The sequence below is a fragment of the Rhodococcus sp. 1163 genome, from assembly GCF_002091985.1.
In the GTDB taxonomy this organism is placed as follows: domain Bacteria; phylum Actinomycetota; class Actinomycetes; order Mycobacteriales; family Mycobacteriaceae; genus Rhodococcoides.
The window spans coordinates 1-26,198 of record NZ_MKKX01000030.1 but is presented as its reverse complement, the minus strand read 5'-3'; the positions used below and the strand labels follow the sequence as shown (position 1 = coordinate 26,198).

Here is a 26,198-nt window from a genome sequence, read left to right as displayed (position 1 = left end):
CCAACGCAATCCGTCGGTGTCACTACCGTGTGAGGTCACTGCGCGCTGAAGTCGACACCGGGGTTGCAGGGCTGGATTCGACGTCGATCGTGGTGAGGTCGCGCCCTCGAGTCTCTTTGATCATGGCCAGTGCCCCGATCGATACGCCCGCGGTGATGATGATGATCAGGCTCAACGGGACGCTGGAACCGCCGAATCCGGCGAGCAGGACGCTGGCGATCAGTGGGGTGAAGCCTGCACCGATGAGGCTGGCGCCCTGGTATCCGAGGGAAGCGCCCGTGTAGCGGACGGTGGTACCGAACATCTCCGACAGCAGCGGGACGAGGGGCGCAAACATCATGTTCTGCAAGATTTGCGCGAAGACCAGCCCTGCTGCCATCAGTGCGATGGAACCGGTGTTGATCAGCATGTAGAGCGGGAACGCGAAGATGATTGCGCCTGTAGCGCCGATGAACACGACCGTACGACGGCCGATTCGGTCCGACAGCGTGGATGCCAACGGGATGGCGACAAGCGCGACCACGGACAGGAGTATGAGTACCTGGATCACTTTCGACTTGTCGTACCCGATGCCCGTCGCATACGCGATGATGTGTGAGGTCATGAGTGCGGTGAGTGCGAAGGGAGCAATACCTGCGGCACATGCCAGTATTACGGGGCGAGGACTGCGGATCAGTCGGCTCAGTGGGGTGCGTACGGCGTTTTCGGTTTCGGCGCGTTCGGCTGCTTGTTGGAACACTGGGCTTTCCGTGACCCGCGTCCGGACATAGAGTCCCACGACGACCAGCAGTGCGCTGAGCAGGAACGGGATTCGCCAACCCCACGATTGCAGGCTTTCGTCGGGCAGTAGCGAGACGATCGCGACGGCGACCGTCGACATCAAGAACCCGATCGGTGAGCCCAAATTCATGATGCCGGCCCACTTTCCGCGGTTCTCTGCATCGGCATGTTCGACGACCATCAGTGCGGCACCGCCCCATTCGCCTCCGACTGCCAGACCCTGCAAGATGCGCAGGAGGACGAGCAGAATCGGAGCCGTCACGCCGATCGCGGCGTAACTGGGCAACAGTCCGATGAGGAAGCTCGCAACGCCCATGAGCCCCATCGTCACGATGAGAATGTGCTTGCGACCGAACCGATCACCGAAGTGTCCGAACAGGATTCCGCCCAGCGGACGCGCAACGTAACCCACGGCCAGTGTGCCGAAAGCGGCAATGGTGGAGACCACCGAGCTTTCCCCAGGAAAGAACACATCACCGAACACAAGGGCTGCCATCGTGCTGTACAGCAGGAAATCGTAATACTCGAGGGCGGTGCCCAACAGAGACGACAGTGCGACCTTGCGTAGCTGCGCCTTCGAGGTGTCGTCCGGAAGATCGTGAACGCGCCCGCCGACCTCATTGCTATCCATCTGGATCCACTCCTTTTGCAGGCCCATAGGGCCAAGACTTGCCTCTGGACGCCGCGGAATCGCAACCTCTGACCGGCCGGTAGCCGACATCGAGGAGTGATCTTTGTGGCGTCCATGTAGCCAGCGCGTATTGGACAGAACATAAAACCAAGCATTCGCTTGGTGGGAACGATAGCTATATGACCGCGATCACGTCAAGCGCTCACTTCGTCGAGGACAGAAGGCTGCGAGTAGTCGAAATTCGCAGATATAACCAGGTTAAAGACCCGGAACGATTCTATCCACCAGTCCGACTGTGAGAAATCCTCGATCGTAGTCGGTGAAGAACAAGCGTTTGCTACTTTGATTCACTGAAGGCACTTTGGACTCTGTTGCTTGGTAGGACAGACACACACCCGTCCACCGCTGGTGGGCCTCGTTACACGACAGGAGAAGCACATGGAGGCCAATGAACGCACGACAATCCCCACTTTGCTGCGCGCAGCAGCCCAGGCCTGGGGCGAACAGGTCGCGATATCCGATGAGCAGACCGCCTGGCCGACGCAGTTGACCTGGGACGGTCTACTCGACTCGGTCCGGCACTTCGCGGCCGCACTGCATGGGCGCGGTGTCCGCCATGGCGACTGCGTTGCCATTTGGGCGCCCAACACGCATCACTGGATCATCAGCGCACTCGGCGCCCAGTACATCGGTGCGATCGTGGTCCCGATCAATACTCGATACACCGATGGCGAGGCATTGGACATCATTGTCCGCTCCAGTGCTGGGACACTCGTAATTGTCGGTGACTTCCTCGGAAAGCGCCGTCTGCCAGAGCTTCTCGCACAGTGTGACGGCGCTCCGGGATCAGTGAAAACAATCATCGAGGTCCCCTATGAGGCGCCTGTGCAGTCGAGTACTTTGTCCACCAGCTGGTTGGATTTTCTCGACACCGCCACGCCCGCGCTGCTGGCCTCCGCCGACGACGCGTCCAAGCTGGTGCACACCGACGACATCGCCGACATCCTTTTCACCTCTGGCACAACGGGAAAGAGCAAAGGCGTCCTCGCCACCCACGATCAGACGGTGCACGTCGGCCGAATCTGGGGCACGATCGCCACCCTCCACCCCGAGGATTGTTACATGCTGCTGAGTCCCTTTTTCCACACTTTCGGATACAAGGCCGGCTTCATCGCCTGCCTCTATCACGGGGTACGCATGGTGCCGCAGTCCGTGTTCCGCGTCGACAACGTGATCGATCTTGCCGAAAAGCACCGGGTCTCCGTCCTCGCCGGTGCTCCCACGATCTTCCAGTCGATACTCGACACCGAACTGCACCGCACTCGGGACCTGACACACCTTCGGGTGGCTGTCACCGGCGCGACGACAGTGCCGGTCACACTCGTCGAACGCTTACAGGACCAACTCGGTGTCGACATCGTCCTCACCGCCTACGGTCTGACCGAGACCAGTGGCTACGTGTGCTCCACCCGCCCCGAGGATTCACCGCACACGGTCGCCACCACGTGCGGACGCCCGATCGACGGAATGCAGGTCAAGCTGGACCACACGGGTGAACTGCTCGTTCGCGGTCGCTTGGTGATGCGCTCGTATCTCGACGACCCGCACGCGACCGCTGCAGCAATCGACAGCGAAGGTTGGCTGCACACCGGCGACATTGCCACAATCAGCCCCGAAGGCAACATCGCTATCACCGACCGCATCAAGGACATGTTCATAACCGGCGGCTTCAACGTCTATCCCGCGGAAGTAGAGCAGGCTATTCTTGCCGTCCCCGGCGTTCGCGAGTGCGCCGTGATCGGCGTGCACGACACTCGTATGGGTGAAGTAGGCAAAGCTTTTGTCTGCACCTCCATCAGCGACGCGAGCATCGACGAACGGATACGCGCACAATGCAACGCGCTGCTGGCGAAGTTCAAGATCCCCCACTACATCGAAGTTGTCGATGCACTCCCCCGCAACACCTCCGGCAAGGTCGATAAGCTGCAACTGCGGCAACGTGGATGACCCCATGTGCCCTGCCGACCAACTGCAACGCGACCGAGATCATGCTTCATCTTGCGGGGTACGCAGATTCGCGAACGTGGGTCAGGGGTTCAGCGTGCTTCTCGGCTTCGACGGCATAGAACCTGCTATCAGAAAGTCGCCGGATCCCAGAAATAGGTGTAGTTGCTCCATGGCCCAAGGTTTACCGTGTTGAGGTGATGCTTGTTGCCCCATGGGTCGACCTGGTACGCGGCAACGAACCCGTGGAAGTAAGTGCAGTGAATGTCTTTGGTTCCGAACGGGCTGAACACGACTTTCTGGGGTGGTGCCCACGCGCCAGGCCCCCAGGGTTGGACGAACTCGGCGCTGCATGGCAACTCGTTCAGACCGATGTCTTGTGCTGTGGCGGTCGCCGGCAATGCTGCACTTACACTCGCGGCCATCGCACTTGCCGCGAAAGCGAGCAGTAGTTTGCGTTTCATATGGGAGTGCCTTCCTTCGCGGGGATCCGGACTACTCCGTCATCGTCCTATTACACTGGCGGCGTTACGAACCAGCCCCTCGCTGCAGGTCCGATCGACAAAGCTGCACTCCCCCGCGACACCTCCGGCAAGGTCGATAAGCTGCAACTGCGGCAACGTGGATGAACCCACTGTGCCGCCCGACCAGGCCACAGTGGCCTACGCAGCAAGACCCGACCAACTGGCAGCACGGCAGCGATCATGGCCAGTCTTTCGGGGTACTCGACAGGTAATGGGGGGATCATGCCGACGAATGCCACAGTCAACGCCGAACAGCGGAAACAGCAGGTGTTACACACTGCAACGACTCTGTTCGCCGAGAACGGCTTGGCAGGTACGTCGATGCGCATGATCGCAAGCAGCATCGGCGTACTTCCCAGCAGCCTCTACCAATACGTGCCCTCGAAGGAGTCGCTCCTGGAGGAGATCGTCATCGGCCACTTACGGGCGATGAATACCGAATTTCATCGGGTTGTCGACCGGTCACTGCCTCCGGAGCTCGAACTCGGTGAGCTGATTCGTAGGTCCCTGACACTGATCGACGAGGATCCGCACTCGCCACAAATTTGCCGCAACGAAGAGAGCACTATCCGACAACTCGACGGTCACCAGCAGATCCGGTCTCTGGCGGCAAGCAACCACAGACTGTGGATAGCCTCGCTCGAACGCGGAATCAGTGAAGGCGTCTACCGGCGATCGATCGCCCCGAACGTTGCATACGAACTGATCAAAGATGGCCTGTGGCTTACCGGACGATGGTTCCGCCCCACCGCCGAGTACACACTGGCCGACCTGTCGGTCGAATGCGTCGAGTTCTACCTCAACGCACTGATGCCGAAGCCGAGCCCAATCGGGTCCACTGCCGGAAATCCCTGAGCCGATCGCTGCACCGGCCCCTGCAATTCTGGTGCACGCTACTTGAACGTCTCGTACATATAAGGAGTGCCGATCATGACGCAGCCGCCCCGCCTTCACGCCTCGGAGTCGATGCAGGCAATCACCGACGCTCTGCAGGAGCATGGCGTCGTGATTGTCGAAGACCTGCTGGACCAGGATCTCCTCACCCGTTTCAATGCCGAACTCGACTGCCATCTGAGTGAGAGAGCGCAGGGCGCGGAGCGTGGGTTCGTCAATGCCGTGGTGGCGGACTTTTTCGGCGAACACACTGAGCACCTGGCTGGGCTGGCGGCAAAGTCCACGGTTTTTGCCACCGAGGTGCTCACCCACCCGATTTATCGCGGAGTGTGCGACGCGGTGTTACTACCGAACTGCGCGGCCTATCAGCTCAATCTCGGCCAGGTACTCAATCGCGGCCCCGGAGGGACTGCCCAACAGCTGCACCGCGACGAAGCCGTTTGGGTCCATGTACCCAAGCCGCGGCCGACCCTTCAATTGGCGTCTGTGGTGGCGCTGCGGGACTTCACTGCGGAGAACGGTGCCACCCGGGTGATCCCAGGCAGTCACTTGTGGGATCCGCAGCGCCAGCCGACTGACGCCGAGGCGATTCCTGCGGTGATGAAGGCGGGCTCGGGGATCATTTATCTTGGCTCGACCATCCACGCTGCCGGCGCGAACACCACCGCCGATCAGTGGCGTCGCGGGTTGCACATCAGCTACTGCGTGGGATGGCTGCGGACCGAGGAGAACCAGGTCCTGTCGATACCGATGGAGCAGGTGCGCGCCTTGCCGCGCGAGTCGCAGAATCTTCTGGGATTCGGCGTGCATGATGCGATCGCGCAGCGCGGCGGCTACCTCGGCACGGTCGATCTTTCCGATCCGGTCGAACTGATCGCCGCGGGAAAGCTCTGAGTGCCCACCTAGGCGCTGATACTCAGGAGAGCCAGACCTCGTCGAGAAGCATGATGTCGGCGAAACTGTGCGATGCGCCCTGAACTTCAGGCTGCCAGACCACCAGATTGTCCTGCGCTGCCAGCGGCAGAGTAGGTACCGTTTCGGCGGCCAGCGACTCGATTTCGTCGATGGCTGATTGAATCTCCTCCTGCGTACTCGCCCTTTGCAGTGTGGCCAGCAACTCATCCATCTCGGGGTTCGCGTACCCGGAGGCATTCCCCGTCGAGTCACTGTGGAAGACGGAGTAGAGCTTGAGGAATGGGGCCGAATCGCGGATGCTGAGGGCGGACTGGCCCAGGTCGTAGTTCTTCTCGACGTTGATTACTCGGATGATGTCGGTGGTGGAATTCAAGAACTCCACCTCTGCGTCGAATCCGACGGAGTTGAGCATCGCCTGGATCGCGAGTGCCCGGGCCTGCGCCTCTGGTGCCTGGCGCGTTGTGAACGTGATCTTACCGTCGTAGCCATCGGCTTTGGCTTCCGCGAGCAGCGAGCGAGCGCCTTCCGGGTCGTATTTCGAGGCTGGGGCACCTGTGCTCCAGCGAGAAGCCTCCGAGAACAGCGCGACGCTCGGACGGCCGATCCCGTCCTGAGTCCGCTCGTCGAATGCGACCGGGTCGACGGCTTTGATCAGTGCCTGCCGCACCCTCAGGTCCGACCCAGGGCGGCCATCGGCGTTGTTGATCAACACGTCGTTGCCGGCGTTCATCACATTCAGATAGCCGGGGTTACCGGCCTCGACGACGTCAGCCACGATGTGTGCCTCGACCGTGAAGAACATCTCGAGCTGTCCGGTGTTGAACATGTCCAACTGTTGTTGTCCGCCTGCCGAGGGGAGGAAACGTACGCCGTCGAGTTTCGCGTCACCACCCCAATAGCCCTCGCGTCGTTCGAGCTGAATCTGCTCGTTCGGCTTGTTCGATTCCAGCACGAAGGGTCCGGCCCCGATCGGGGTGAAGTTCTCCGCTTGATCGGACTGCGCGGCCACTATCATGCCCGGGCCCATGGCCAACATGTTCGGGAATGTGGCCCAGGGAGTGGACAGTTCGAAGATCACGGTCGAGTCGTCGGGTGCCGATATCGACGAGACAGCGTTCTTCCACAGCTGCGAGTCGGGACCACGATTGGCGACGTACCGATCGATGCTCCACCGAACCGCTTCGGCGTCAAGGCTTTCGCCGTTGCTGAAGGTCACCCCGTCCCGCAAGGTCAACGTCCACGTCTTACCGTCTTCGCTGACGGTGAGGTCCTCGGCGAGTTGGGGCTCGAACTCGCCGCCTTGACCGTCGAAGCGCACGAGCACGTCGTAGATTGCCGCCATCTCGGTGCCACCTGTCGAACCGGTCGCCATGGTGCGTGCGGGGTCCAGGGTTGCGGGTAGTGCCAGCGAGCCGAACGACAAGGTGCCACCGCTTACGGGTTCGCCGGCATCAGTCTGGGTTCCGACCGGCCCGCTCACGCCGGCCAACGCGTCGCCTGCAGCTGACTCTTCACTCGACGCGCATGAACTCAACAAGAGTGCGGTCGCTGCTGCGAGCACGATGGCACTGCTCAGTCGAGGCGTAGTAGATAGTGCGCGTTCCGTCACCGGTCCTCCAGTACTCAGGTGTGGCAGCCGGTGTCCGCGCCACAAAATTTTTCGGTTCACTGCGTTACCGCTTGCGGCTCGGTGCTGGGAACTACCGTCACCTTGGGCGGCATCCAGTCATGAGTGTTGACGCTGACGTGTGGGAAGTAGATGCGCAGGGTGATTCCGAAATTCTCTGGACGGACAGGCAGCCAGTTGCGCTCACGACCGCGCCCCGGATTTGTCGCACTGATCCAAAGATCCAGTGAGCCATCATCGTTGAGCGTCAGATCCTGACTGTCATCGATTGCATAGCGATCGAGTTCGTTGTCGAACAACTGTCCGGATGCGGAGTACGCGGTGAGGGACCACCAGCCCCAGTCACCGTATGGCGGCAACTGGCCGGGCTCGAAATGAAGGTTGTAGGTCTTTGTGCCGGTGAGTGGCTCTCCGCCCGAGTCCACCTGCGTTGACGGATAGGCCGTGACATCGACGGGGTTGGCGAATCCGCCGTGCGCAATTCTGGCGCGGTACAGGTATTTGGTGCCGAAATTTCCGATGGACTCGTCCAGGTAGATCCAACCATCGATCGCCGTCATTCGGCGGCTCTCGTTGACCTTGCTACTGCCCATGAAACCAGGCAGCTGACCGGCTCGTTCTTGGACGGATTTCGGAAGGGAGGCTGGATCGAATGTCAATCCAGCGCCGATGCCCAGTGCGGCGAATCGGTCCAAGGCCGGCTGGTCTTCTGGGGCACCCGGGTTGCTGGCTACCAGGCTGTTGAAGCGATCGAAGTACTCGCACGCGTCCATCTTCTGAAGATGTTGGACGGGTACATAGTCGAGATCAGGCGTGTAACTCCCGCGTGGGTAGGTGTGTTCTTCGCCGTGCTGCGAGAGCGGATACAGGTCCATCGAGTCTTGGATTTTGCGCGGCTCCTCCAGGTCCGGCGGCCCGAAGCACCGGACGCGCAGGAGCAGCCAGACGAAGTCGGTCGACACCGGGACAGGGATGACATTTTCCGGCAGCGCACCGTCGAATCGTGGACCGATCAATGCGTAGGTGACCGCGTCGTTTCCGCCGACGCCCCCGGTGCCGAGCACCGCCGGGGTGTTCGAGTAGCCATCGAACGGTTGAATCGAGCAGTACCGGTCGGTTTCCGGCTTGAACAGCAGGTAAGGCTCTTCTCCCAGGTCAAGATAGGCCTGGGAGTACAACGTGTCCACGTTCGGCCGGGTGAGGCTGTGGAGGGCGGGGGTCGCCAAATCTCTGGAGTGGAACAACTGGTTGAGCGGCGCGCGATCTGCGGTGGGGGTCTCGGTGTTGGTGACCATCGCGCGGATGGTGTCCATCAACACCAAGGGGTAGGCGTACACATATGCATCTTCGAGATCCTGGGCAGCGTCGCTGGACATATTTTCAACAGCCATGAAGAGTGCTCCATTTCGAGGTAAGAATGATTGGACGTTCGATAGCGGTCGATCGATCAATTGATGACACGGGTGATGAGGAAATCGTCGATCCCGGCACGACCGCCCTCGCGGCCGAAGCCGCTGGCCTTGACCCCGCCGAACGGCACGTTCACGTCGAGGGCGTTGTGCTTGTTGATCCACACGGTGCCCGCCTCGATACCCTCGGCCACCTGCCGTGCCCGGTCCGTGTCGGCGGACCACACCGACGCACCGAGACCGAACTCCTGGCCGTCGATACGCGTGAGGACTTCGTCGAGGTTGTCGTAGGCGATGATCGGCAGCACTGGACCGAATTGCTCGAGCCTGACTACATCGGCATCGTCACCGAGGTCCGTCAGCACGGTGGGCGCCAGGAAGTGGCCGGGCAGTTCACTTTTCGCAGCGGACGGACCACCCGTGACTACGCGCGCCCCACCCGCGATCGCGTCCACGATCAGCTTCTCGACGAAGTCGCGCTGCGCCCGGGTGTGGAGCGGACCCATTGTGGTGCCGGATTCCAGGCCGTCGCCGACGACACGCTGCCGCACGTGTACTGCGAGTGCTTCGGTGAAATCACTGTGCTGTGCGCGCGGAACGTAGACGCGCTTGGGTGCGATGCACATCTGGCCCGCATTCATGAACGCCCCAGCAGCGAGCCGCTCCGCGGCCTGCGCAATGTCGGCGTCCGCGAGCAGGATCGCGGGGTCGTTGCCACCGAGTTCGAGCGTCAGTGGCGTAACGGCTTCCGCGGACTGACGGATGATTTCCCGGCCGATCTGCGTCGATCCGGTGAACGACACCTTGCGCACCCTGCGGTCCGTCACCAATGACTGCCCGACGCTGGGCCCGCCGGCCACCAACCCGATCACACCCTCGGGAAGGACGGAGGACAGAATCTCGACGAACTCGGTGACCACCCTCGATACTGTCTCCGCAGGCTTGACGATGACGGTGTTTCCGGCAATCAACGCCGGTGCAATCTTGGCTGCTGCCAGATAGATAGGAAAGTTCCAGGGCACGATCGCGGCGACAACGCCGTACGGAGCGTGCACCACGGTGGCGTGGTGCCCACCGAGCACCTGCTGGGTACGGCTGGTCTCCCACTCCACATCCGCGGCCGCGCGGAAAGCCTCGGCGGCGATCCAGATCTCCTGCTTTGCCTCGGCCAGCGGTTTCCCTTGCTCGCCGGTAAGCAACTCGGCCAACGCGTCGGCGTGTGCGTGGATTTGCCCGGTGATGAGTCGGGCCAGGTCCTGCCGGGCGGGAAGGCTGCGTCGCCACGTGGGCAAGGCGGCGGTTGCCGCGGCCATTCTTTTCTCGATATCGGCTGGGGTCGAGATGGTGGTCTCAGCCACGATCTCGAGGGTGGCCGGGTTGACCGAGGTCAAGACGGATCCGATTCCATGTGTCATGTGTTGTCTCCCAGGGGATTCGTCAAGGTGAAGATCTGTGCGCCGTAGCCGCCGTCGACGGGTAGGTCCACGCCGTTGATCCAGCTGGCGGACGCTGAGGACAGGAAGACGATGGCGTCTGCAATCTCGCCCGGATCGGCGTGGCGGCCGGACCAGTCCCGGGCACCGGCAATCGCGTCCGCGCCCATTGCTTCGGTGAAATCCGCCAGCAGTGGGGTTTGAACCGTTCCGGGCGAGACCGTGTTGGCCCGCAGTCCGGTGGCACGGTTCGCGGTGGCGGTAGCGAGCATGTTCACCACTGCGGCTTCCTTCGATATTTGGTAGCAGGCGTCCTGGATGTTCGGGTGGGAGTCGAACATGGCGTATGCCTGATCCCAATCCTCCTGTGCCAGGAATGCTTTGGCGCTCGCATAGTTGGTTCGCCAGGCGAAGCCGGCCTGGGATGCCGTGGTGACCACGGCGGCCGACTCGCGAAACTTGGGTAGCAGCAACCGCGTCAGATCCCGCGGTGCCAGTGCGTTGACCGCAAGCACCTGCCGCCACGGGCGGGTTGCAGCCACCCCCGCGTTGTTGACCAGGATGTCGATTGGCTCGTCGATGGCATCGGCGACCTCGCGCACACCATCTCGTGTCGACAGATCGGCCTGGATGAAAGTGGCTACCCCTGGCATCGTGGCCGCATCCGCGTCGGCGATATCGACGCCGATCACTCGTACCCCCGACGCGGCCAACTTTGCCGCGGTTGCGGCGCCAATGCCTGTTGCACAGCCGGTGACCACTGCCGTGCGCTCGTGTGGCGCGGTCATTTCGGCTGTACCGGGCATTTCCCGTAGCTCACCGGCAGCGATTTCACACTGTTGATGAACGAGGAGTTCAGCCGGCGCGGAGGACCGATCACGCTGATATCCGGCATCTGTTCGGCGATAGCGTCGTAGATCAACTCGATCTCCATCCGAGCGAGATTTGCCCCGATGCAGTAGTGCGCGCCGGTGCCACCGAAACCCAGGTGCGGATTCGGGTCGCGGCCGATATCGAAGGTGTGGGGATTGTCGAAAACGGCCTCGTCGTAGTTGGCCGAGGCATAGAGCATCAGTAGGCGATCGCCCTTGCCGATGGACTGCCCACCCAATTCGGTATCCCGGGTGGCGGTGCGCTGGAAGGAAAACACTGGACTGGACCACCGAATGATCTCGTCGATGGCAGTCTTGGGCCGCTCGCGGCGGAACCGCTCCCACTGCTCGGGGTTGTCCTGAAAAGCCATCATGCCGTGGGTGATGGCGTTTCGGGTGGTCTCGCTGCCGGCGACCATCAGCAGCACCACGAAGTAGCCGAATTCCAAGTCGGTGAGCGCACCGTCCTCGTCCTGCGCGCGGACCAGCGCGGTCGCGATGTCCTCTGCCGGGCATTCCCGCCGGTCCGCCGCCAGACCCATCGAGTACTGCATGACCTGGCCGATCGCGGCGACGGGATCGCCGATGATGTCCGGATCATCGCGGCCGGTCATAATGTTGGACCATTCGAAGACCTTGTGGCGCTGCTCCTGAGGAATTCCGATGAGTTCTGTGATCGCTTGCAGCGGAAGCTCGGCCGCGATATCTGCGACGAACTCTCCAGTGCCATCGGCCAGTGCGTCGGCAACGATCTTGTTGGCGCGCGCGGACAGCGCATCGCGCAGCTTGGCGACAGCTCGGGGGGTGAAGCCTCGGGCAATGATCTTCCGAAGCGCAGTGTGCTCCGGCGCATCCATGTTCAACATGATTCCGCGATTGGCATCGATGGCTGCGCGTGGAACATGGTCGGAGTAGCGAGCGATGGCGGTGTTCTCCCATGAGGAGTACAGGTCGCTGTCCCGGGATACCTCCTGGACCAGGGCGTGCGTGGAGACAACCCAGTAGCCCTCGTCCTCGAAGCCGCCGATACCGCTGGGTTGCTCGTTCCACCACACCGGATGGTTGTTCCTCAACTCAGCGAAAAGCTGGTGGGGAATCCCGTTGTCGTACAGCGTGGGATCGGTGACGTCGATCCCCTTCGGCAGGTTCATATCGAATCCTCACGGGCAGATTGGTAGACCGATCAGTGCGCACCAGGCACCGACCCGAACTAATCCGGATATGTTAACGAGTTTCGTTAACTGGGTGATGTACGTCATAGTAACGGAGTTCGTTAGGCTGTCAACCATGAGCATCCCTCCACTGAGTGCCGAGACCGATTCGGCGCGTGAGCGACTGATGCGGGCGGGCGAAACCCTGTTTGCGGACAATCGTCCCAATGGTGTGCGTCTGCGCGAGCTGAACGCGCTCGCGGGCGTGCGGAACGACTCCGCGGTGCACTACTACTTCGGCTCCCGCGAAGGTTTGCTCGAGCAGATCGTGGCTGCTCATATGGCGGATGTCCGGCAGCGGGTAGACGAATGCACCCAGCAGCTATGCGGCGGCGATCAGTCCTCGCCCGCTGCCGTGCGGGACGCGATCGCCGCCCTCTCCATCCCCTATGCGGAGAAGCTCAGCTCGGAACGGGGCCGTCGATTCATCCAGATCATGGCCCGCGTGTACGAGGAGCCAGGCAGCATGCCCGAATCCCGCTACATCCCGTCGAGCGCCAGCGCCATGAACCAGATCCGCCGCAGCCTTCCCGACATCCCCCCAGATGTGCTCGACGAACGTGTTCGGCTGATCACCAAATTTGTCATTGCCGCATTCGCTGCGCGCACCAGAATGCCTGCTGACGCCCCAGGAAGGCTTGACCTGGACTGCTTCATCGTGAACCTGCTCGATATGGCCACCGCCGCATATTTCGCCGTAGTGCCAGAGCCTGGACACTGGCCCGAGAACTGGCCACGGGTGCACGCCGAAACGCTCGATTGACCGTTGCCACACGCGCCAGAGCCCCGATCCGGCAGGATGAAGACTCGGTCTCGAAATGTCCACGGTGGGACGGGTGATTGCAGATGAAACGCATCCTGAACGTGCTGATTTTCCTCGGCTTTTTCGCGGTGATCTTCATCGTCTTGTTCGCGGTGATCAAGTCGGCCCGGGACACCACGTCGCCCGCGCTCGCCGATGAATCGTTCGTGATCCAGGGCCAGCCGACGACGTGCAGCTCGTTGTTCGGGGAGCCGTGCGATTTCGACCTTCAAACCGAGTACAACATGTGGGGTAAAGGACTCGAATCCTTCGTCGACTCTGGCGTATTGGGGCCCTACGCCGCCGATATCGGGTTCGTGGATTCCGCGAAACTGAGTCTGCAGGCGTGCGGAGTTGCCCGGACCGCGGGAACGACCGTCCTGGAATTCGAAGACCTGGCCCAACGCGATCACCCTGACGCCACCCGTGCGCAGCTGTTCCCGTTCTGGAACGAGACTCGGCAGGATCTGTGCCCTTAGCGCTGTGCAGATCCAGGCGCAGCGTGCAGATGCCGATGCCCGAGGGCCGCGACGGCCAAAGTCAGCACTGCCGCTATCGACAGCGGCACCGCGATGTGGACGCGTAGCAGGAGGGCGCCGACGACGGCTCCGAGGAAGATGATCACGATGGCGCCGAACCGTCGATTCCACACTGCTCGCCAGCCGCCCACGACGAAGGTTTCACCGGCCAGAGAGGTGAGGGTGGAGGTGACGACGACTGTGGTCATGTCCTTGATCGCCAACCGGCGCGCGACCGCGGCCTGTTCGCCCATGACGGTGGCGATGCACGCTGCGATGACGACTTTCACGTTCGGGGCCGGGTCCTCGCCCAGTACGAGGAAGACCCCGACCAACACGGCGAGGACTACTCCACCGATGCCGAGCAGCGTGGTGGTGCGCGGTTGCCAACCGGGTGCGGTGTTTCGGAGCAGTAGGCCCGATAGGAAGGCGCCGGCAGCGAAGGCCACCAGGGCAACTCCCGGTCCGAGTACCGGCAACTCGTCGGCTCCGGCGATACCCATGCCGAGGATGACGATGTTGCCCGTCATGTTCCCGGTGAACACGCGGTCGAGTCCGAGGAAGCCGACCGCGTCGACGACACCGGTGACGAAGGTGAGGGCCAACATCAACCACAGCCCGACCGAATCTCCCCCGACCGGCACACGCAGACCCGACACACGTGACGGCATCTTCTGCAATTCCATATCTATCTGCTTTCGTTGCTCGGTGTCGTCGTTCGCCAGGGCTGCCCACAGGAAGTCCACTACTTTAGGACTTTCTGCTCACTGCTGCGGTCAGTTCGATCTCCACGGGAGATCCGGAGGGCAACGACGGGACTCCGACGGCGCTGCGGGCCGGGAGGTAGTCGTCTCCGAACAGCTCCGCCAGGGCTGCTGATGCACCGTCGGCGACGGCGGTGTGCTGGGTGAATTCGATTGTACTGCGGACGAATACGGTCATCTTCAGGCATCGGATGATGACCCCGTCGATGGCGGCGTCGATGGCGAGCACCGCGTTGCGTGCGGCGAGGGCGGCAGCGGTCCGCGCTTGCTCGACGCTTACGTCCAGCCCGACGGTGCCGGTGATGGTCAATTCCCCGTTGACGCGCGGGGTCATGCCGGCGCTGTAGGCGATGCCGTCGTGCACGGTCGCGGCGACGTATCGGCCTTGTGGCTGTGGGGCGGGGAACATCGGGTTGTCAGGCACTGAGCGCGATCCCTTCCTGGCGCGGGTCGGCGGCACCGAGGAGCAGCCCGCGGTCGTTGTCCATCGAGATCACCTGCGCGCTCCCGCCGCCGCCCCAAGCAGATTGTCTGCGGATTCGGTGGCCCAGGCGTTCGAGTTCGTCCAACGTGCGGGGATCGATCCGGTCCTCGCAACGCAGTTCCGATTCGAGCCCGACGACGTCGGAGTCGCTGCCGGGGAAGACGGTGAAGCGCGGCGCGGCAACCGCTTCCGCCGGGTCCAGGCCGTGATCGATGAGGTGCGAAAGCAGCTGCATGTTCCATTGCACTTGCCCGTCCCCACCGGGGGTGTTGCCGACGTGCAGCAGGTTCTTCTCCGAATCGGTGACGATCCATGCGTTCAGTGTGTGCAGGGGTCGCCGGCGCGGCTGGGCGGAATTGGGGTGCCGCGGAATCAGGTAAGCCCCGCGGCCGAATCGGTTGTTGAGCACCACGCCGGTACCGGGGACCGAAATTTTGGCGCCGAAGGTGAATGCCAGCGAGTGGATGAAACTGACGGCACGCCCCTCGGAATCGACGACGACGGTGGAGGTGGTGTCGCCGTCGTTCACGTCGAACGTTCGCGCCGTCGGCACTGCTGCATCCAGCTTCTTGCGAGCGATGGTCACCGCTTCTTCGGTCAGCAGGGATCGCCAGGCGTCGTTTCCACTGCCGCACTGGGCAAATCGATCCTCGAAGGACATCCGTGCGGTGCGGGCCATGCGGTCGATCGCGGTGGTCGACATCCAGGGTTCGAATCCGACACTGCGATCGCACAGTGCCGCTTGTTGTAGGACCATCCAGCCGGGCGTCGGCAGCGGTGTCTGATGCACGACGGCCCCGCCGTAGTTCATCGTGATCGATGGCGCCACCAGGGCTTCCGAGGACGCGACCCACTCGTCCCCGCTGAACGGTGCTCCGCCGGCCGTCAGCAGTGCGACGGCTTGTTCGGCGAATGCTCCGGTATAGAACCATGCCGGGTCGGTTGCCATCTTCCGAATGGTGCGCGCAAGGTCGGCTTGCGGAAGTTGTTGTCCCACATGCGGGACGGCACCGCCTGGTAGGTACACCGTGCTCAGGCTCGGGTCCTTGGCGATGGCGTCGACTGCCTCGGTGACGTCGGATCGGGTTTTCGCCGAGCAGGGCAGTCCCTTTTCTGCTGCTCGCGCGGCGGGTTCCCACAGTTCGGCGAGTGAACGGCTCGCGCCGCGGCGGTGCAGCGCTGCCAATGCGGCGGGGGCACCGGGCACGGCGACTCCGAGGGCTCCGTCGAGCGGAATCTTGCTGTGCCCGCCGGACCGGTAGAAGTTTTCGTCGCCGCCGTCGGGCCCGAATCCGCTGCCGTTGACGGTGTAGACGTCCCCGTTCGGTTCGCGGACCACGGCAAAGGCGTCGCCGCCGATACCGCACTGGCCTGGCAAGGTCAGCCAGGTCATCGCGGCCATCGCGAGGGTGGCGTCTATCGCGTTGCCGCCGTCGGCGAGTACGCGGGCTCCGATGACGCTGGCGGCCGGGTGCGAGGAGGAGACCATGCCGTCGGTGGACAGCGTCGAGGCACGCGTACCCATCTCAGACGCCCCTGTTGGCTCGTCGACGCGGAATCGAGTCGAGGTCATCGGGGTCCACGCCGACGAAGATTTCGCCGTCGCGTTCCTCGACGGGGTAGGTCTTGATCGGTTCGGTGGCGGGCGGGCTGACGGGTTCACCGGTTTCGAGGTCGAATACGCTTCCGTGGCAGGAGCATCCGATGCCGTCGTCGACGAGTTTGCCCGAGGACAGCAAGCAGTCCAAATGGGTGCAGTAGTTCGACGTCGCGTAGGCCTTGCCGTTGAGCCTCGCTACTGCGAATTCGCGGTCACCACTGAAGAATCGGCGGACGATGCCTTCGGTGACCTGTCCGGAGCGGGCTACTCGGTTGAACTCCATGGTGATCTCTTCTCGGGTAAGTGGGGTGGTTCAGGATCCGGCGAGGTACACGGTCTTTTCGGATTGGTAGAAGGCCATCATGGATTCGCCTGCTTGTTCCTTGTTCGTCTGCGTACTGGAGGCCTTGTAGCCGCCGAACGGAACGTTCATGTTCATGCCGGTCGTGGGCTGGTTGATCTTGATGAGCCCGGTGCGTGAGCGGCGCGCGAATGCCAGCGCGCGCCCGATGTCGGAGGTGACGATCGCGGAGCTGAGCCCGAATTCGGTGTCGTTGGCGAGTTCGAGGGCGTGCTCGAAGTCGTCGGCACGAATGAACAGCAACACCGGCCCGAAGATTTCCTCGACCGCGATGCGCATATCGACTGTGCCACCGGCGAATACGGTCGGGGCGACGAAGTATCCGGCCCCGCCGTCGTCGAGGCTCTTGCCGCCGGTGATGAGTTCGGCGCCTTCGTCGATGCCGATGCGGATGTAGTCGAGTACCTTGCGGTACTGGTCTTCGCTTGCGAGAGCGCCCATGCCGCTGGACTTGTCGATGCCCGGCCCGACGACGATCTTCGCGGCCAGTTCGACCACTTTGTCGAGCAGTGCGTCGTGCACCGCGTCGACGGCGAGGACCCGGCTGGTGCCGGTGCAGGCCTGCCCGGAAAGTCCGAAGGCGCCCTTGACGATGAGTGCGGCAGCCTTGTCGAGGTCCGCGTCACCCAGTACTACGACCGGGTTCTTGCCGCCCATTTCCAGCTGACTGCGCCGCGACGGCCCGACTGCTGCGTGGATGATGCGCCCGACCTGCGTGGAGCCGGTGAAGGTGATGGCGTCGACGCGATCGTCTGAGGTGACTGCTGATCCTGCTGCGCCGTCACCCTGAACGAGGGCAATTGCGTTGGCCGGCAACCCAGCGGCGAGTAGCGCTTCCACGAGCCGCTGCCCCATCAACGGCGTCAGCTCCGAGGGCTTGAAGAGGACGACGTTGCCGGCGGCGAGGGCGGGCCCCAGCTTGCGGGAGGGGATGTTGAGTGGGAAGTTCCACGGCGTGATCGCCCCGACGATCCCGACGGGTTCGCGCAGCGTCATCACCAGCCCCTCCCCTGGTGAGGGATAGGTGGAGCCGGTCGTGCGGAGCGCCTCGGCTGCGTAGTAGCGGAAGTTCATCGGTGTACGGGTGACCTCCATCGTCGCCTCGGCCACCGTTTTGCCTTCTTCTCTGACGAGTTCGTCGATCAGGGTTTCGGCGTGCTGCTCCAGGTGTGCGGCGGTGGCCTCGAGAATGGCTGCGCGACGCTCGGGCGCGGTCGCCGCCCACGCTGGAGCCGCCTGAGCGAGGGAGGTCACGGCTGCGTCGACGTCGGAGGCGTCCGATAGCGGGAAGATGCCGATGACCTCGGCTCGGTCGGCGGGGTTGCGTCGCTCGAATGTGGCGCCGGAGTTCGCCGGAACCCAGTGACCGTCGATGTAGTTCTGTCCGTGGATCGTCACGTGTTCACCATCTCTTCGTCGTCGACCATCAGGTCGAACAGTTCGATGTCGGGGTCTGCCAATGCTGCGGGGTCCACTGCGCGCCCGATGAGTTCGCGGGCGGCGCCGATGTCTTCACCGCGGTCGAATGCGCATGCGCCGCGAAGGATGCCGTTGTCGAGGTAGAACGCGGTGAACTCGCCGTCGTCGAGGTCTCCGCGGACGACGAGTTCGGTGTGCTCGGGTGTTCCGGTGAACTGCACGTTGACGCCGAATTGGTCGGACCAGAACCAGTGGGCCGGGTCGACGACGCCGAGCCTGCCGAGCATCGCATTCGCGGTGGCTGCGCCTTGCTTGCTGGCGTTGTCGAAGTGTTCGACGCGCAGGTGGCGGCCGGCTCGGTCGGAGAATCGTGCGGCCACATCGCCTGCGGCGTAGATGGACGGGATCGTGGTGCGGCCTTGGGCGTCGACGACGATGCCCTGTTGGACGGTCAGCCCGGAGGCTTCTGCCACTGCGGTGTTGGGTTCGATGCCGATGCCGATGACCGCCAGGTCGGAGGAGATGACTTCGCCGCCGGTCAGCCGGACGCGTACCCCGGTGGCGTCGGTGACGATGTTCTCTACCGTTGCCGAGGTGCGTACGTCGATTCCGTTGCTGCGCTGCAGGTCTGCGCATACCTGGGCGATGCGGTCGCCGAGGAGTCGGGCCAGCGGCAGCGGGCCGGCTTCGAGGACGGTGACTGCGGCACCGAGTTGGACTGCGGTGGAGGCTATTTCGAGTCCGATGAATCCGCCACCGATGAGAGTGAGGCGAGTGCCCGGCCGGAGGTTCTCGGCGAGTCGTTGCGCATCGTCGATCGTTCGGAGGTAGTGGACGCGTTCGGGTTCGGTGCCTTCGACTGCCATGGTGCGGGGGCGGCCGCCGGTGGCGATCAGCACCGAATCGGCTGCGATGACCCGCCCGCTCGTCAGTTCCACGGCGCCGGCTGCGGAGTCGATTCGGGCTGCGGCCGTCCCGGTCACCAGTTCGATGTCGTTCTTCTCGCGCCAGGCTTCGGGGAGCAGCATCAGCGATTCTGCGTCGCACTGTCCGGCGAGGAACTCCTTCGACAGTGGTGGCCGCTGGTACGGCGCGTGGGTTTCGTCGCCGATCAGGACGATGCGTCCGTCGAATCCTCGTCGCCGGAGCGTGCGTGCCGCGACGGCTGCGGTCTGACCGGCACCGATGGTGACGATGGTGTTGGGCGGCATGGCGATCACTCGCTCTCTTCGGTGAAGCTTCAGGTGGCCGGTGTAAAGGTGGGGCTTCGAGTGAGGTCGACGTAGATCTCGTCGTTCTCGATCTTCACGGGGTATGTCGGCTGGCAGAGGTCTTGGTCTTCCTCGTAGCCGGTCTCGAGGTCGAATGCCCATTGGTGTCCGGGGCAGATCACGCGACCGTGCAGCAGAGTGCCTTTGGTCAGCGAGCGATCTTGATGCACGCACATGTCTTGGAAGGCATACACTTTGCCGTCGGCTTGGAAGAGCGCCACAGCTGTGTCACCGATCTCGACGCGCAGCTTCTTGCGGCTGCCGAGCGCGCGCACCGTGGTTGCCAGTGTCCAGGTGGTCTCCACTGTCGGTCCTTTTCTTTGTCGGGAAGAAAGATCCACGTGCGCGGCGGGGCAGCCCGAAAAATTGGGGGGGGTGTTCGGGCTGCCCCGCCTCGGCGCGAGAATCAGGCGTTGGCCAGTTCCAGGTCCGGCGCAACATAGGTGTCGTAGAGGCCCTTGGTGTAGGAGAAGCGCATCTCGGCACCCCACCGGACCAGCTGCAGGCAACGTTGCTGCAGTGGGACGGTGTCGGCGTGGTCGAGCACGATCTGGTATCCGCGCTCGCCGTGCACCACATCGGAGGTGATGTGGAGTTCGAAGAACTCGATCTCGTCCTCGGTGAAGCCGTAGACCTCACGAAGCGGAACGATCTGCTTCTTGTAGATGCTCGGCACCTGGGATTCGAGCCCGACGACCAGTGCCGCCGTTGCCACGACGAAGTGCTCACGCTGAGAGACCGCGTAGCACCACGACTGCAGGCCACGAGTGATGGCACTCATGTTGGACGGGTCCTCGACCCGCTCCTTGGTGGTGCCGCATGCCTCGGCGAACTTGATGAGCAGGTCGGTGTGCCGAATATCTGCCAGTTCTTCCTCGTACATGTTCTGCAGCGTGAAATCTTTTGCGCCGGTGAACCCGTCCGGGGTGTTGGAGTAGATGTTGGCGAGGTAGTCGGCGAACGGCCCCACGTAGTGGTAGTGGTTCTCCGCCCAGCGAGCGAAGTGCTTCTTCTCGAGCTTGCCCTCGGCCCATGCCTTGCTGAAGGAGGCGTTGGATGCTTCGCGGCCCTTGATGGCGTTCTCGAGCGCGGCGCGGAAATCGTCGCGGTTCAAAAGTTCGGTCATGAGATGCCTCGTTTTCTGATGCGATGTGCGGGGTGATAGCTCTTCGCGTTCGAGCCTCGTTGCGACGCTATCGAGGTCGCGGAGATCGAGCCACGGTCAAAACGACTCGATATCAATCGATTTCGTGTGCAGTGTGTCCAGAGTCAGACGTAGGCAGCGGTCAACGCGTCGAACTCTGCGAGCATCGCGGCGCCAACAGCTTTGTCCTGCTTGCCGTTTCCTCCACTGATTCCTACGCCTCCGACGATCTGTCCCTCGAACGAGAGCGGGAATCCGCCGACGAAGATCGCGAACTTGCCGGGGAGCATGTGTGAGATGCCGAAGGCCTCGTTACCGGGAAGTGCAGGGCCGTCGGGTTCCTCGTTGAACAGGTGCGTGGCCCGCTCGTGGCCGGCTGCGGTGAAGGCCTTGGCGATGGCGATGTCGACGCCGGTGATGCGGGCACCGGGCAAGCGGTGCAGCGCGATGACATTGGCACCGTCGTCGACGACGCACAGCGTCTGCTTGACGCCGAGCTCGTCGGCCTTGGCTCGCCCGGCGGCGAGGATGGGGAGGGCGTCGTCGAGGGTGATTCGGTGAATTCGATGCATGTGAGCGTCTCCTCGGTTCGGGTGCTGTGGAGGTTGTAGTACGGATTTCTACCAGCGTCGACGCCAGAAGGCCCTGGACATAGTGACTATCCGGAAGGGTCGAATCGGGTCATTGTGCACGTGCCGCATGGTTACTATGTCGGTCATACTGCTTCGAACCTGCGCATTCGGGCCAAGACCGAAAGGGAGTCACCTTGAACGATCCTGGCGATCATGCCGAAAGCGAACGGTTGTCGGTTCGAGGTCTCCTCGAGGAACCGCTCTTTGCCAATGGGCGCCTGCTGTCGGGCGCAGATCACCTCGATCGGCCGGTCACCTGGTGTCTGCCGTGGGATGAGGTGATGAGTCGCCCCGACTCCCTCGTCGACGTGGCTGTCTATGTACGTCCGGAGACACTGGCGAGTTACCGCGGCGATTGGCGTTCGCTCGCCGCAAGGGGCGCAGCGATTCTCATCATCGATGGTGCCGCACCGGAGAACTGTCGAGGGCCGGACGACGTGCCGGTGTTCGAGATCGGCTTTCCCGTCGGCTTCACGGCGATGAACCGGCTTCTCGCCGAGCGAGCATTGACCCAACAGGCGCACGTCATGCGGTACGGGGTGATGGTGCACCGCTCGTTGGTGACCCTGTTGCACCGCGGGGCGGGCTTGCCGATGCTGATCCGCGAGATATCCAAGCTCACCTCCAATCATGCGTTGGCGCTCGATGTTCGAGGGATGCTCATCGCCACGTCCGGGTTCGAGGACACGACGTCACCCAATGAGGTTGCCTTGCTGGACCATCTAGCGAAGGCGCTCCCCGCCCGGGGTGAAAAGCAGGTGCACGTTGGCCACGATGGGCACGATGTGCGCGTGGTGGAGCTGACGGACTCGCCCTACGCGGTGGCCGTTGCCGGGGCGATGCATCTCGCCGGTCGGCACGAGGGGTGGATCGTCGTCCTCGTCGAAGCGGACAAGGCGCGCAGGCACGATATTGCTCAGTACTCGGTGGTCGTGGAACAGGCCGGCACCATCATCGGGACGGAGATGCTGCGTCAACGCAGTGTCGACGAGGCAGAGGAACGTGCGCGTGGCGACTTCGTTCAGGCCCTCGTGCACCATAATTTCGCCAACGAACTCGATCTTCGGACGCGGGCGGCGCTGCACGATATCGACCTGGACCTGGACTACATGGTGTTCGTCGCGCCGGGTTTGATCTCACGATCGCAGGACGGCCCGAGCGCCAGCCTGATGCGGCTCGCCCGCTACGCCGCGCTGGTACTCCCCCATCCCGACGTCCAATCGCACGTCACGGTCATCGGCGACGTGCTGGTAGTGATCAGGACGATCCGGCCCGACTGCGACATGGAGATTTCGGACTACGCCGACGCCATCTCCCGTGATCTCGAATCTCGTTTGAAGCGGCCGATTCCCATCGCGCACGGCCGGGTGGCCCACGGTGCGGTTAACATCGGCGAGAGCTACCGCGAGGCGCGGGTTGCGCTCGGTATCGCCACGCGGCTCAACCTGTCGGGCTCGGTCGCGTATCGCAACCTCCGAGGCTTCAGTGTCCTCGAGTCCGCGTCGGGAACCGAGGAGAGCCGCCGATTGATCGCCGACGTCCTCGAACCGCTCCGGGCCAACAACGCGTCGAACGATATCGAGGAATTCCTGTTCGCGTATCTCGAAACGGGCGGAAATCTCAATGCTGCGGCACGACGGTTGCAGATCCACCGCAACACCATCATCTCCAAACTCGACCGCGCATCGAAGATCATCGGGATGGACATCCGCCGCCCCGAGACGCAGTTCATCGTTTGGCTCGCCCTCCGGCTCGACCTGTTGTCCTCGGTTCGGGAGAACGTGGCCCGCGAGGTACCCCCGCGGGCCTGAACTTCACGCCCTCACGACTCGACCGGGTTGCTGCCTGCGAACGAGCTGGCGAATCCTGCCGAAACGACCACTGCGGCAACACCGAACAGCAGGACGTAGGACGACGCGCCCGCGTGCAGCGCGATCCCGACCCACGCTGCGCCGACGGCGGATCCGCCGAACCGGATCAGGTTGAACACACCCAGGCCCGTTCCCACTGCACCTGCCGGGGAGCGGGTGGAGCCTGCCGCAGCCGGGGTTTGCACCATCGCAATGCCGAGGCCCGCCAGCACCAGGATCGCCGCCAACGCCGCATCCGGAAGCTCCCACGACGGCCGCAGTAGTGCCGCCAATCCGATTTGGCTGCACACCAACACGATCAGACCCGAACGCATGATGATGCGGGGCCCCACCCGGTCGATGACGCGGCCGACCACGGTTGCCGCCACGGTCATGGTGACGGGAAGAACGAAGAGCAACAATCCGGCTTTCGACGTCGACGCGCCCGCGCCGGTCAGGTACAGCGGCACGGCCAGCAGCATCGATCCGAGCGCGAACATCTGCACGAAGGCTGCGAGAGAGCTTCGGAGGAAGCGTGATTCGAGGATCAGGTGGATCGGGACGAAAGGGTTCGCGCTTCTTCGAGTACGAAAGACGAAGAACACCAGTAGCGCAAGGCCCAAGGTCAGCACCGCCGCCGACGCCCACAGCGGAACACTTTCCTGGGGAATTGCGGTGATACCGAGAAAGACGACAGCAGCACCGACGGTCAGTGCTGCTGCGGCCCACCCGTCGAGGGTCATCTTCCGACCCGGGTACTTCGGGATCCACTTCATCGTCGCCGCGTATCCGATGACGGCGATGGGAATCAGGGGCACGAAAGTCCAACGCCACCCCCACCAGTCGCTGATCACCCCGCCCATCGACGGACCCATCGCCTGGCCGATGCCGTTGACGGCGGCCCAGGCGCCGACGGCTCGGCCGCGACGAGCCGGGCCGAACAGCCACGCGATCAGGCCCATCACGGCCGGCGCGAACGCGGCTGCAGCGATCCCGCCCAACGATCGCCAGGCAACCAGGATCGGCAACGACGGGGCCAACGCGGCGCCGAGTGAACACACCGCGGTGCCCAGTAGCGCTCCGCAGTACACGCGGCGTCGGCCGAATCGATCCCCTACCCACCCTGCCAACGGCATTGCCGCGGCGAAGGTCAGTAGGAAGCCGACGACGACGAAAATGCCGCTGCCGAGGGAAGCGTCGTACTCACGAAGAATCGCGTTGAGGGGAACGTTGACGATGTTGTTGCTGACGGTTCCGACGAAGGTTCCGATGAGCAACGCGGCCAGTGCCGGGCTGGTGCCGATGCCGAGGTCGGACTCGGATCGGGTTGTCCCATCGGCAAAGTCGAGATTCGAATCCTTCATATGTGTCCGTTTCTATCGTGACGAGGGATCGCTCCAATATTTCATGGATGGATCGAATTCGAACACTTCGCAAAGGTTAGGGTAACCATAGATCAAGGATTTGATTTTGGCGTTATTCGATTACTTAACGTGTTTGTCACGATAGCGTGACCGAATGAAAAAACTCGGTCACATTGCACACCTAGCCTCAATACCGTTTACTTACGGTGGTGGTAGGGACTGCGCAGCGAGGACACGGGGTCGGCGGTCGATGCGTGGTGCGCCTCGGTGGTGTGGGTGTTTGACGTGAAATACGGACATCTTCCGTTTGACGACGCGGGGGTTTGCTCGGTGGGTTCGGATGGGCAGTAGTTCGCGGACGACTTCTGCTGTGACGCGGCGGTGGGCGTCGGTGTGGGTGTCAGGGGGAAAAACCCGGGTGGCTCGTCGTGCTGCGGCGAGCGGCCCGTAGGGTCCGGGTGAACGAAATCCTGTCTGGATCTCGTCCGGAATGGTCTGCTATGGAATGCATTACAGATCTGATGGCGTAGTGCACGCAGAGATGTCCGTAAACTTCTTGGAGGACGCCGTCGGAGGTTTTCGATCGTAGGACCACCCTTGGTCCGCGCTGGTGGGTTTTCAGCTCGTCGAATGCGGTCTCGATTTCCCATCGTTGGGCATACAGTTCGGCGACCTCGTCGGCGGGTGCGTCCTGCGGGTCGGTGATCGTAGTCAGCAGGCGGTAGGTGCGTTGCTCGACGTCGTCGATCGCAGTGTCGGTGCTCGTATCGGGATCGGTGGTGCCGAGGGTGTATTCGATGACGCGGACCGCGACACCGTCGCGGTCGTTGCGGCGTGCGGTCGTGCCAGGATAGATGTGTGAGGCGAAAGATCCATCGGCGTAGCGTGTCTCGACGGGCAGTATCGCGTTCGACTTCATTCGCCACACCAGATCGGCTCCGGTCCCGGCGCATCGATTCCACAGGGAGTAGCTGAAGAAGCCGCGGTCGGCCAGTACCAGCATTCCCGCTGTCATCGATGTGGTCACCGATTGGGCGAGGGTCTGCTCGCCCTGTTTGTACGGCCCCAGTGCCACGTCGATGATCGCGTGCGAGCCACACTCGGCCAGTCCCAGGACGCGAACCTGTGGGAATGCCCCACCACGTCCACCGCCACGCGAGGACGGTGGTCGACCGAAATACTCCACATTCACTGCGGTGTCGGGTACATCCAAAGTCAACCCGTCGATACTGGTCAACTGCCATCGACGATAGAAATCGCCTGCGACATTGCGATCAGCCAACGGTTGAGCAACTCTGGCGTACAACATCTTCAGTGCCTCGGACCCCAACCGTCTGCGAGCCTGAAACAGTGCCGCTTTCGTCGGAACCGTCCACTGGTGCGACCAACCAGAGGCCCACTCGAGACCTGCAACCAACTTGCGGATGACCTCCTCGTACGAATCGGAGGAGAACAATCCCAGTGCCAGAACGTAATACACCACCACTCGCGCCGGCAACAATCGCGACCGCTGCTCCACTCGGCCACACTCGACCAACACCTCGTCGACCACATCCGGTGGAAACACCCGCGTCAACACACCCAACGAAATATGGTCCGTCAACCGCTGAGAATCATCTGGTTTCACCCATCCCACACGTGGCATGACTCAAAGAATAACACCCCTGTCATTCTAAGTAAACGGTATTG

24 protein-coding genes are annotated in these 26,198 nt (G+C 62.7%); 6 read left to right on the top strand and 18 right to left on the bottom strand.

Annotation, left to right across the window (positions count from 1 at the left end; genetic code table 11):
• Nucleotides 1-22 precede the first annotated feature (22 nt).
• Entirely contained in the window at nt 23-1,411 is a 1,389-nt protein-coding gene (locus BJD99_RS12315) for an MFS transporter (RefSeq protein WP_084347237.1), read from the bottom strand.
• 438 nt (nt 1,412-1,849) lie between these two features.
• Here BJD99_RS12315 and BJD99_RS12310 point away from each other — a divergent pair, with 438 nt between their 5' ends.
• Complete coding sequence (locus BJD99_RS12310) at nt 1,850-3,418, top strand: AMP-binding protein (RefSeq protein WP_084347140.1); 1,569 nt, start codon at nt 1,850-1,852, stop codon at nt 3,416-3,418.
• 128 nt (nt 3,419-3,546) lie between these two features.
• Here BJD99_RS12310 and BJD99_RS12305 read toward each other — a convergent pair whose 3' ends face one another.
• Nucleotides 3,547-3,879: a hypothetical protein gene (locus BJD99_RS12305; RefSeq protein WP_084347139.1), complete on the bottom strand. Its 333-nt coding sequence runs from the start codon at nt 3,877-3,879 to the stop codon at nt 3,547-3,549.
• A gap of 282 nt (nt 3,880-4,161) precedes the next feature.
• On the opposite strand from BJD99_RS12305, the gene BJD99_RS12300 reads away from it, so the two are divergent.
• Together BJD99_RS12300 and BJD99_RS12295 are read left to right on the top strand one after the other, a co-directional pair.
• Entirely contained in the window at nt 4,162-4,794 is a 633-nt protein-coding gene (locus BJD99_RS12300) for a TetR/AcrR family transcriptional regulator (RefSeq protein ID WP_179142312.1), read from the top strand.
• Nucleotides 4,795-4,869: 75 nt separating this feature from the next.
• Nucleotides 4,870-5,727 (top strand): phytanoyl-CoA dioxygenase family protein, encoded by an 858-nt coding sequence (locus BJD99_RS12295; RefSeq protein WP_084347236.1) that lies wholly within the window; start codon nt 4,870-4,872, stop codon nt 5,725-5,727.
• A 22-nt stretch (nt 5,728-5,749) separates the two neighbouring features.
• Here BJD99_RS12295 and BJD99_RS12290 read toward each other — a convergent pair whose 3' ends face one another.
• From BJD99_RS12290 to BJD99_RS12270, 5 genes are read right to left on the bottom strand one after another with little or no spacing between them, the layout of a single operon-like run.
• Entirely contained in the window at nt 5,750-7,357 is a 1,608-nt protein-coding gene (locus BJD99_RS12290) for an ABC transporter substrate-binding protein (protein WP_143542135.1), read from the bottom strand.
• Between the two features lie 56 nt (nt 7,358-7,413).
• A complete protein-coding gene (locus BJD99_RS12285; protein WP_084347136.1) occupies nt 7,414-8,766 on the bottom strand; it encodes a DUF1254 domain-containing protein in 1,353 nt (450 codons plus the stop codon).
• A 56-nt stretch (nt 8,767-8,822) separates the two neighbouring features.
• Nucleotides 8,823-10,199 carry an aldehyde dehydrogenase family protein gene (locus BJD99_RS12280; protein WP_084347135.1) on the bottom strand — a complete coding sequence of 459 codons (1,377 nt, stop codon included), beginning with the start codon at nt 10,197-10,199 and terminating at the stop codon, nt 8,823-8,825.
• The gene (locus BJD99_RS12275) at nt 10,196-11,005 is read right to left on the bottom strand and encodes an SDR family oxidoreductase (RefSeq protein ID WP_179142311.1); all 810 of its coding nucleotides are present in this window, start codon (nt 11,003-11,005) and stop codon (nt 10,196-10,198) included. Before BJD99_RS12275 ends, BJD99_RS12280 begins: the two co-directional genes overlap by 4 nt.
• Nucleotides 11,002-12,240, bottom strand: a complete 1,239-nt coding sequence (locus BJD99_RS12270; RefSeq protein WP_084347133.1) for a cytochrome P450 — start codon at nt 12,238-12,240, stop codon at nt 11,002-11,004. Before BJD99_RS12270 ends, BJD99_RS12275 begins: the two co-directional genes overlap by 4 nt.
• A gap of 136 nt (nt 12,241-12,376) precedes the next feature.
• Between BJD99_RS12270 and BJD99_RS12265 the strand changes: the two genes are divergently transcribed.
• Both BJD99_RS12265 and BJD99_RS12260 read left to right on the top strand, forming a co-directional pair.
• Complete coding sequence (locus BJD99_RS12265; RefSeq protein ID WP_256895640.1) at nt 12,377-13,063, top strand: TetR/AcrR family transcriptional regulator; 687 nt, start codon at nt 12,377-12,379, stop codon at nt 13,061-13,063.
• A gap of 83 nt (nt 13,064-13,146) precedes the next feature.
• Nucleotides 13,147-13,581 carry a hypothetical protein gene (locus tag BJD99_RS12260; protein ID WP_084347132.1) on the top strand — a complete coding sequence of 145 codons (435 nt, stop codon included), beginning with the start codon at nt 13,147-13,149 and terminating at the stop codon, nt 13,579-13,581.
• Here the strand turns inward: BJD99_RS12260 and BJD99_RS12255 are convergent.
• From BJD99_RS12255 to BJD99_RS12215, 9 genes are all read right to left on the bottom strand, one after another.
• Nucleotides 13,578-14,366 carry a YoaK family protein gene (locus tag BJD99_RS12255; protein WP_256895639.1) on the bottom strand — a complete coding sequence of 263 codons (789 nt, stop codon included), beginning with the start codon at nt 14,364-14,366 and terminating at the stop codon, nt 13,578-13,580. The genes BJD99_RS12260 and BJD99_RS12255 overlap by 4 nt on opposite strands.
• Nucleotides 14,367-14,370: 4 nt before the next feature.
• Complete coding sequence (locus tag BJD99_RS12250) at nt 14,371-14,793, bottom strand: RidA family protein (protein WP_084347233.1); 423 nt, start codon at nt 14,791-14,793, stop codon at nt 14,371-14,373.
• A gap of 7 nt (nt 14,794-14,800) precedes the next feature.
• A complete protein-coding gene (locus tag BJD99_RS12245; RefSeq protein ID WP_084347131.1) occupies nt 14,801-16,393 on the bottom strand; it encodes a gamma-glutamyltransferase family protein in 1,593 nt (530 codons plus the stop codon).
• 1 nt (nt 16,394) lies between these two features.
• Nucleotides 16,395-16,751, bottom strand: a complete 357-nt coding sequence (locus BJD99_RS12240) for a non-heme iron oxygenase ferredoxin subunit (RefSeq protein ID WP_084347130.1) — start codon at nt 16,749-16,751, stop codon at nt 16,395-16,397.
• A 30-nt stretch (nt 16,752-16,781) separates the two neighbouring features.
• Nucleotides 16,782-18,227, bottom strand: a complete 1,446-nt coding sequence (locus tag BJD99_RS12235; protein ID WP_084347129.1) for an aldehyde dehydrogenase family protein — start codon at nt 18,225-18,227, stop codon at nt 16,782-16,784.
• On the bottom strand, nt 18,224-19,459 hold the full coding sequence (locus BJD99_RS12230) for an NAD(P)/FAD-dependent oxidoreductase (protein WP_084347232.1): 1,236 nt from the start codon (nt 19,457-19,459) through the stop codon (nt 18,224-18,226). The genes BJD99_RS12235 and BJD99_RS12230 overlap by 4 nt, the downstream gene beginning before the upstream one ends.
• Nucleotides 19,460-19,488: 29 nt before the next feature.
• Complete coding sequence (locus BJD99_RS12225) at nt 19,489-19,824, bottom strand: Rieske 2Fe-2S domain-containing protein (RefSeq protein ID WP_084347128.1); 336 nt, start codon at nt 19,822-19,824, stop codon at nt 19,489-19,491.
• Nucleotides 19,825-19,925: 101 nt separating this feature from the next.
• Nucleotides 19,926-20,645 (bottom strand): TenA family transcriptional regulator, encoded by a 720-nt coding sequence (locus BJD99_RS12220; RefSeq protein WP_084347127.1) that lies wholly within the window; start codon nt 20,643-20,645, stop codon nt 19,926-19,928.
• A 143-nt stretch (nt 20,646-20,788) separates the two neighbouring features.
• On the bottom strand, nt 20,789-21,235 hold the full coding sequence (locus tag BJD99_RS12215; protein ID WP_084347126.1) for a heme-binding protein: 447 nt from the start codon (nt 21,233-21,235) through the stop codon (nt 20,789-20,791).
• 194 nt (nt 21,236-21,429) lie between these two features.
• Between BJD99_RS12215 and BJD99_RS12210 the strand changes: the two genes are divergently transcribed.
• Nucleotides 21,430-23,106, top strand: a complete 1,677-nt coding sequence (locus tag BJD99_RS12210; RefSeq protein ID WP_084347125.1) for a helix-turn-helix domain-containing protein — start codon at nt 21,430-21,432, stop codon at nt 23,104-23,106.
• Nucleotides 23,107-23,117: 11 nt separating this feature from the next.
• Here the strand turns inward: BJD99_RS12210 and BJD99_RS12205 are convergent, their stop codons facing one another.
• Nucleotides 23,118-24,509 (bottom strand): MFS transporter, encoded by a 1,392-nt coding sequence (locus BJD99_RS12205; RefSeq protein ID WP_084347124.1) that lies wholly within the window; start codon nt 24,507-24,509, stop codon nt 23,118-23,120.
• A gap of 400 nt (nt 24,510-24,909) precedes the next feature.
• On the bottom strand, nt 24,910-26,154 hold the full coding sequence (locus BJD99_RS12200) for an IS4 family transposase (RefSeq protein WP_084347123.1): 1,245 nt from the start codon (nt 26,152-26,154) through the stop codon (nt 24,910-24,912).
• Nucleotides 26,155-26,198 lie beyond the last annotated feature (44 nt).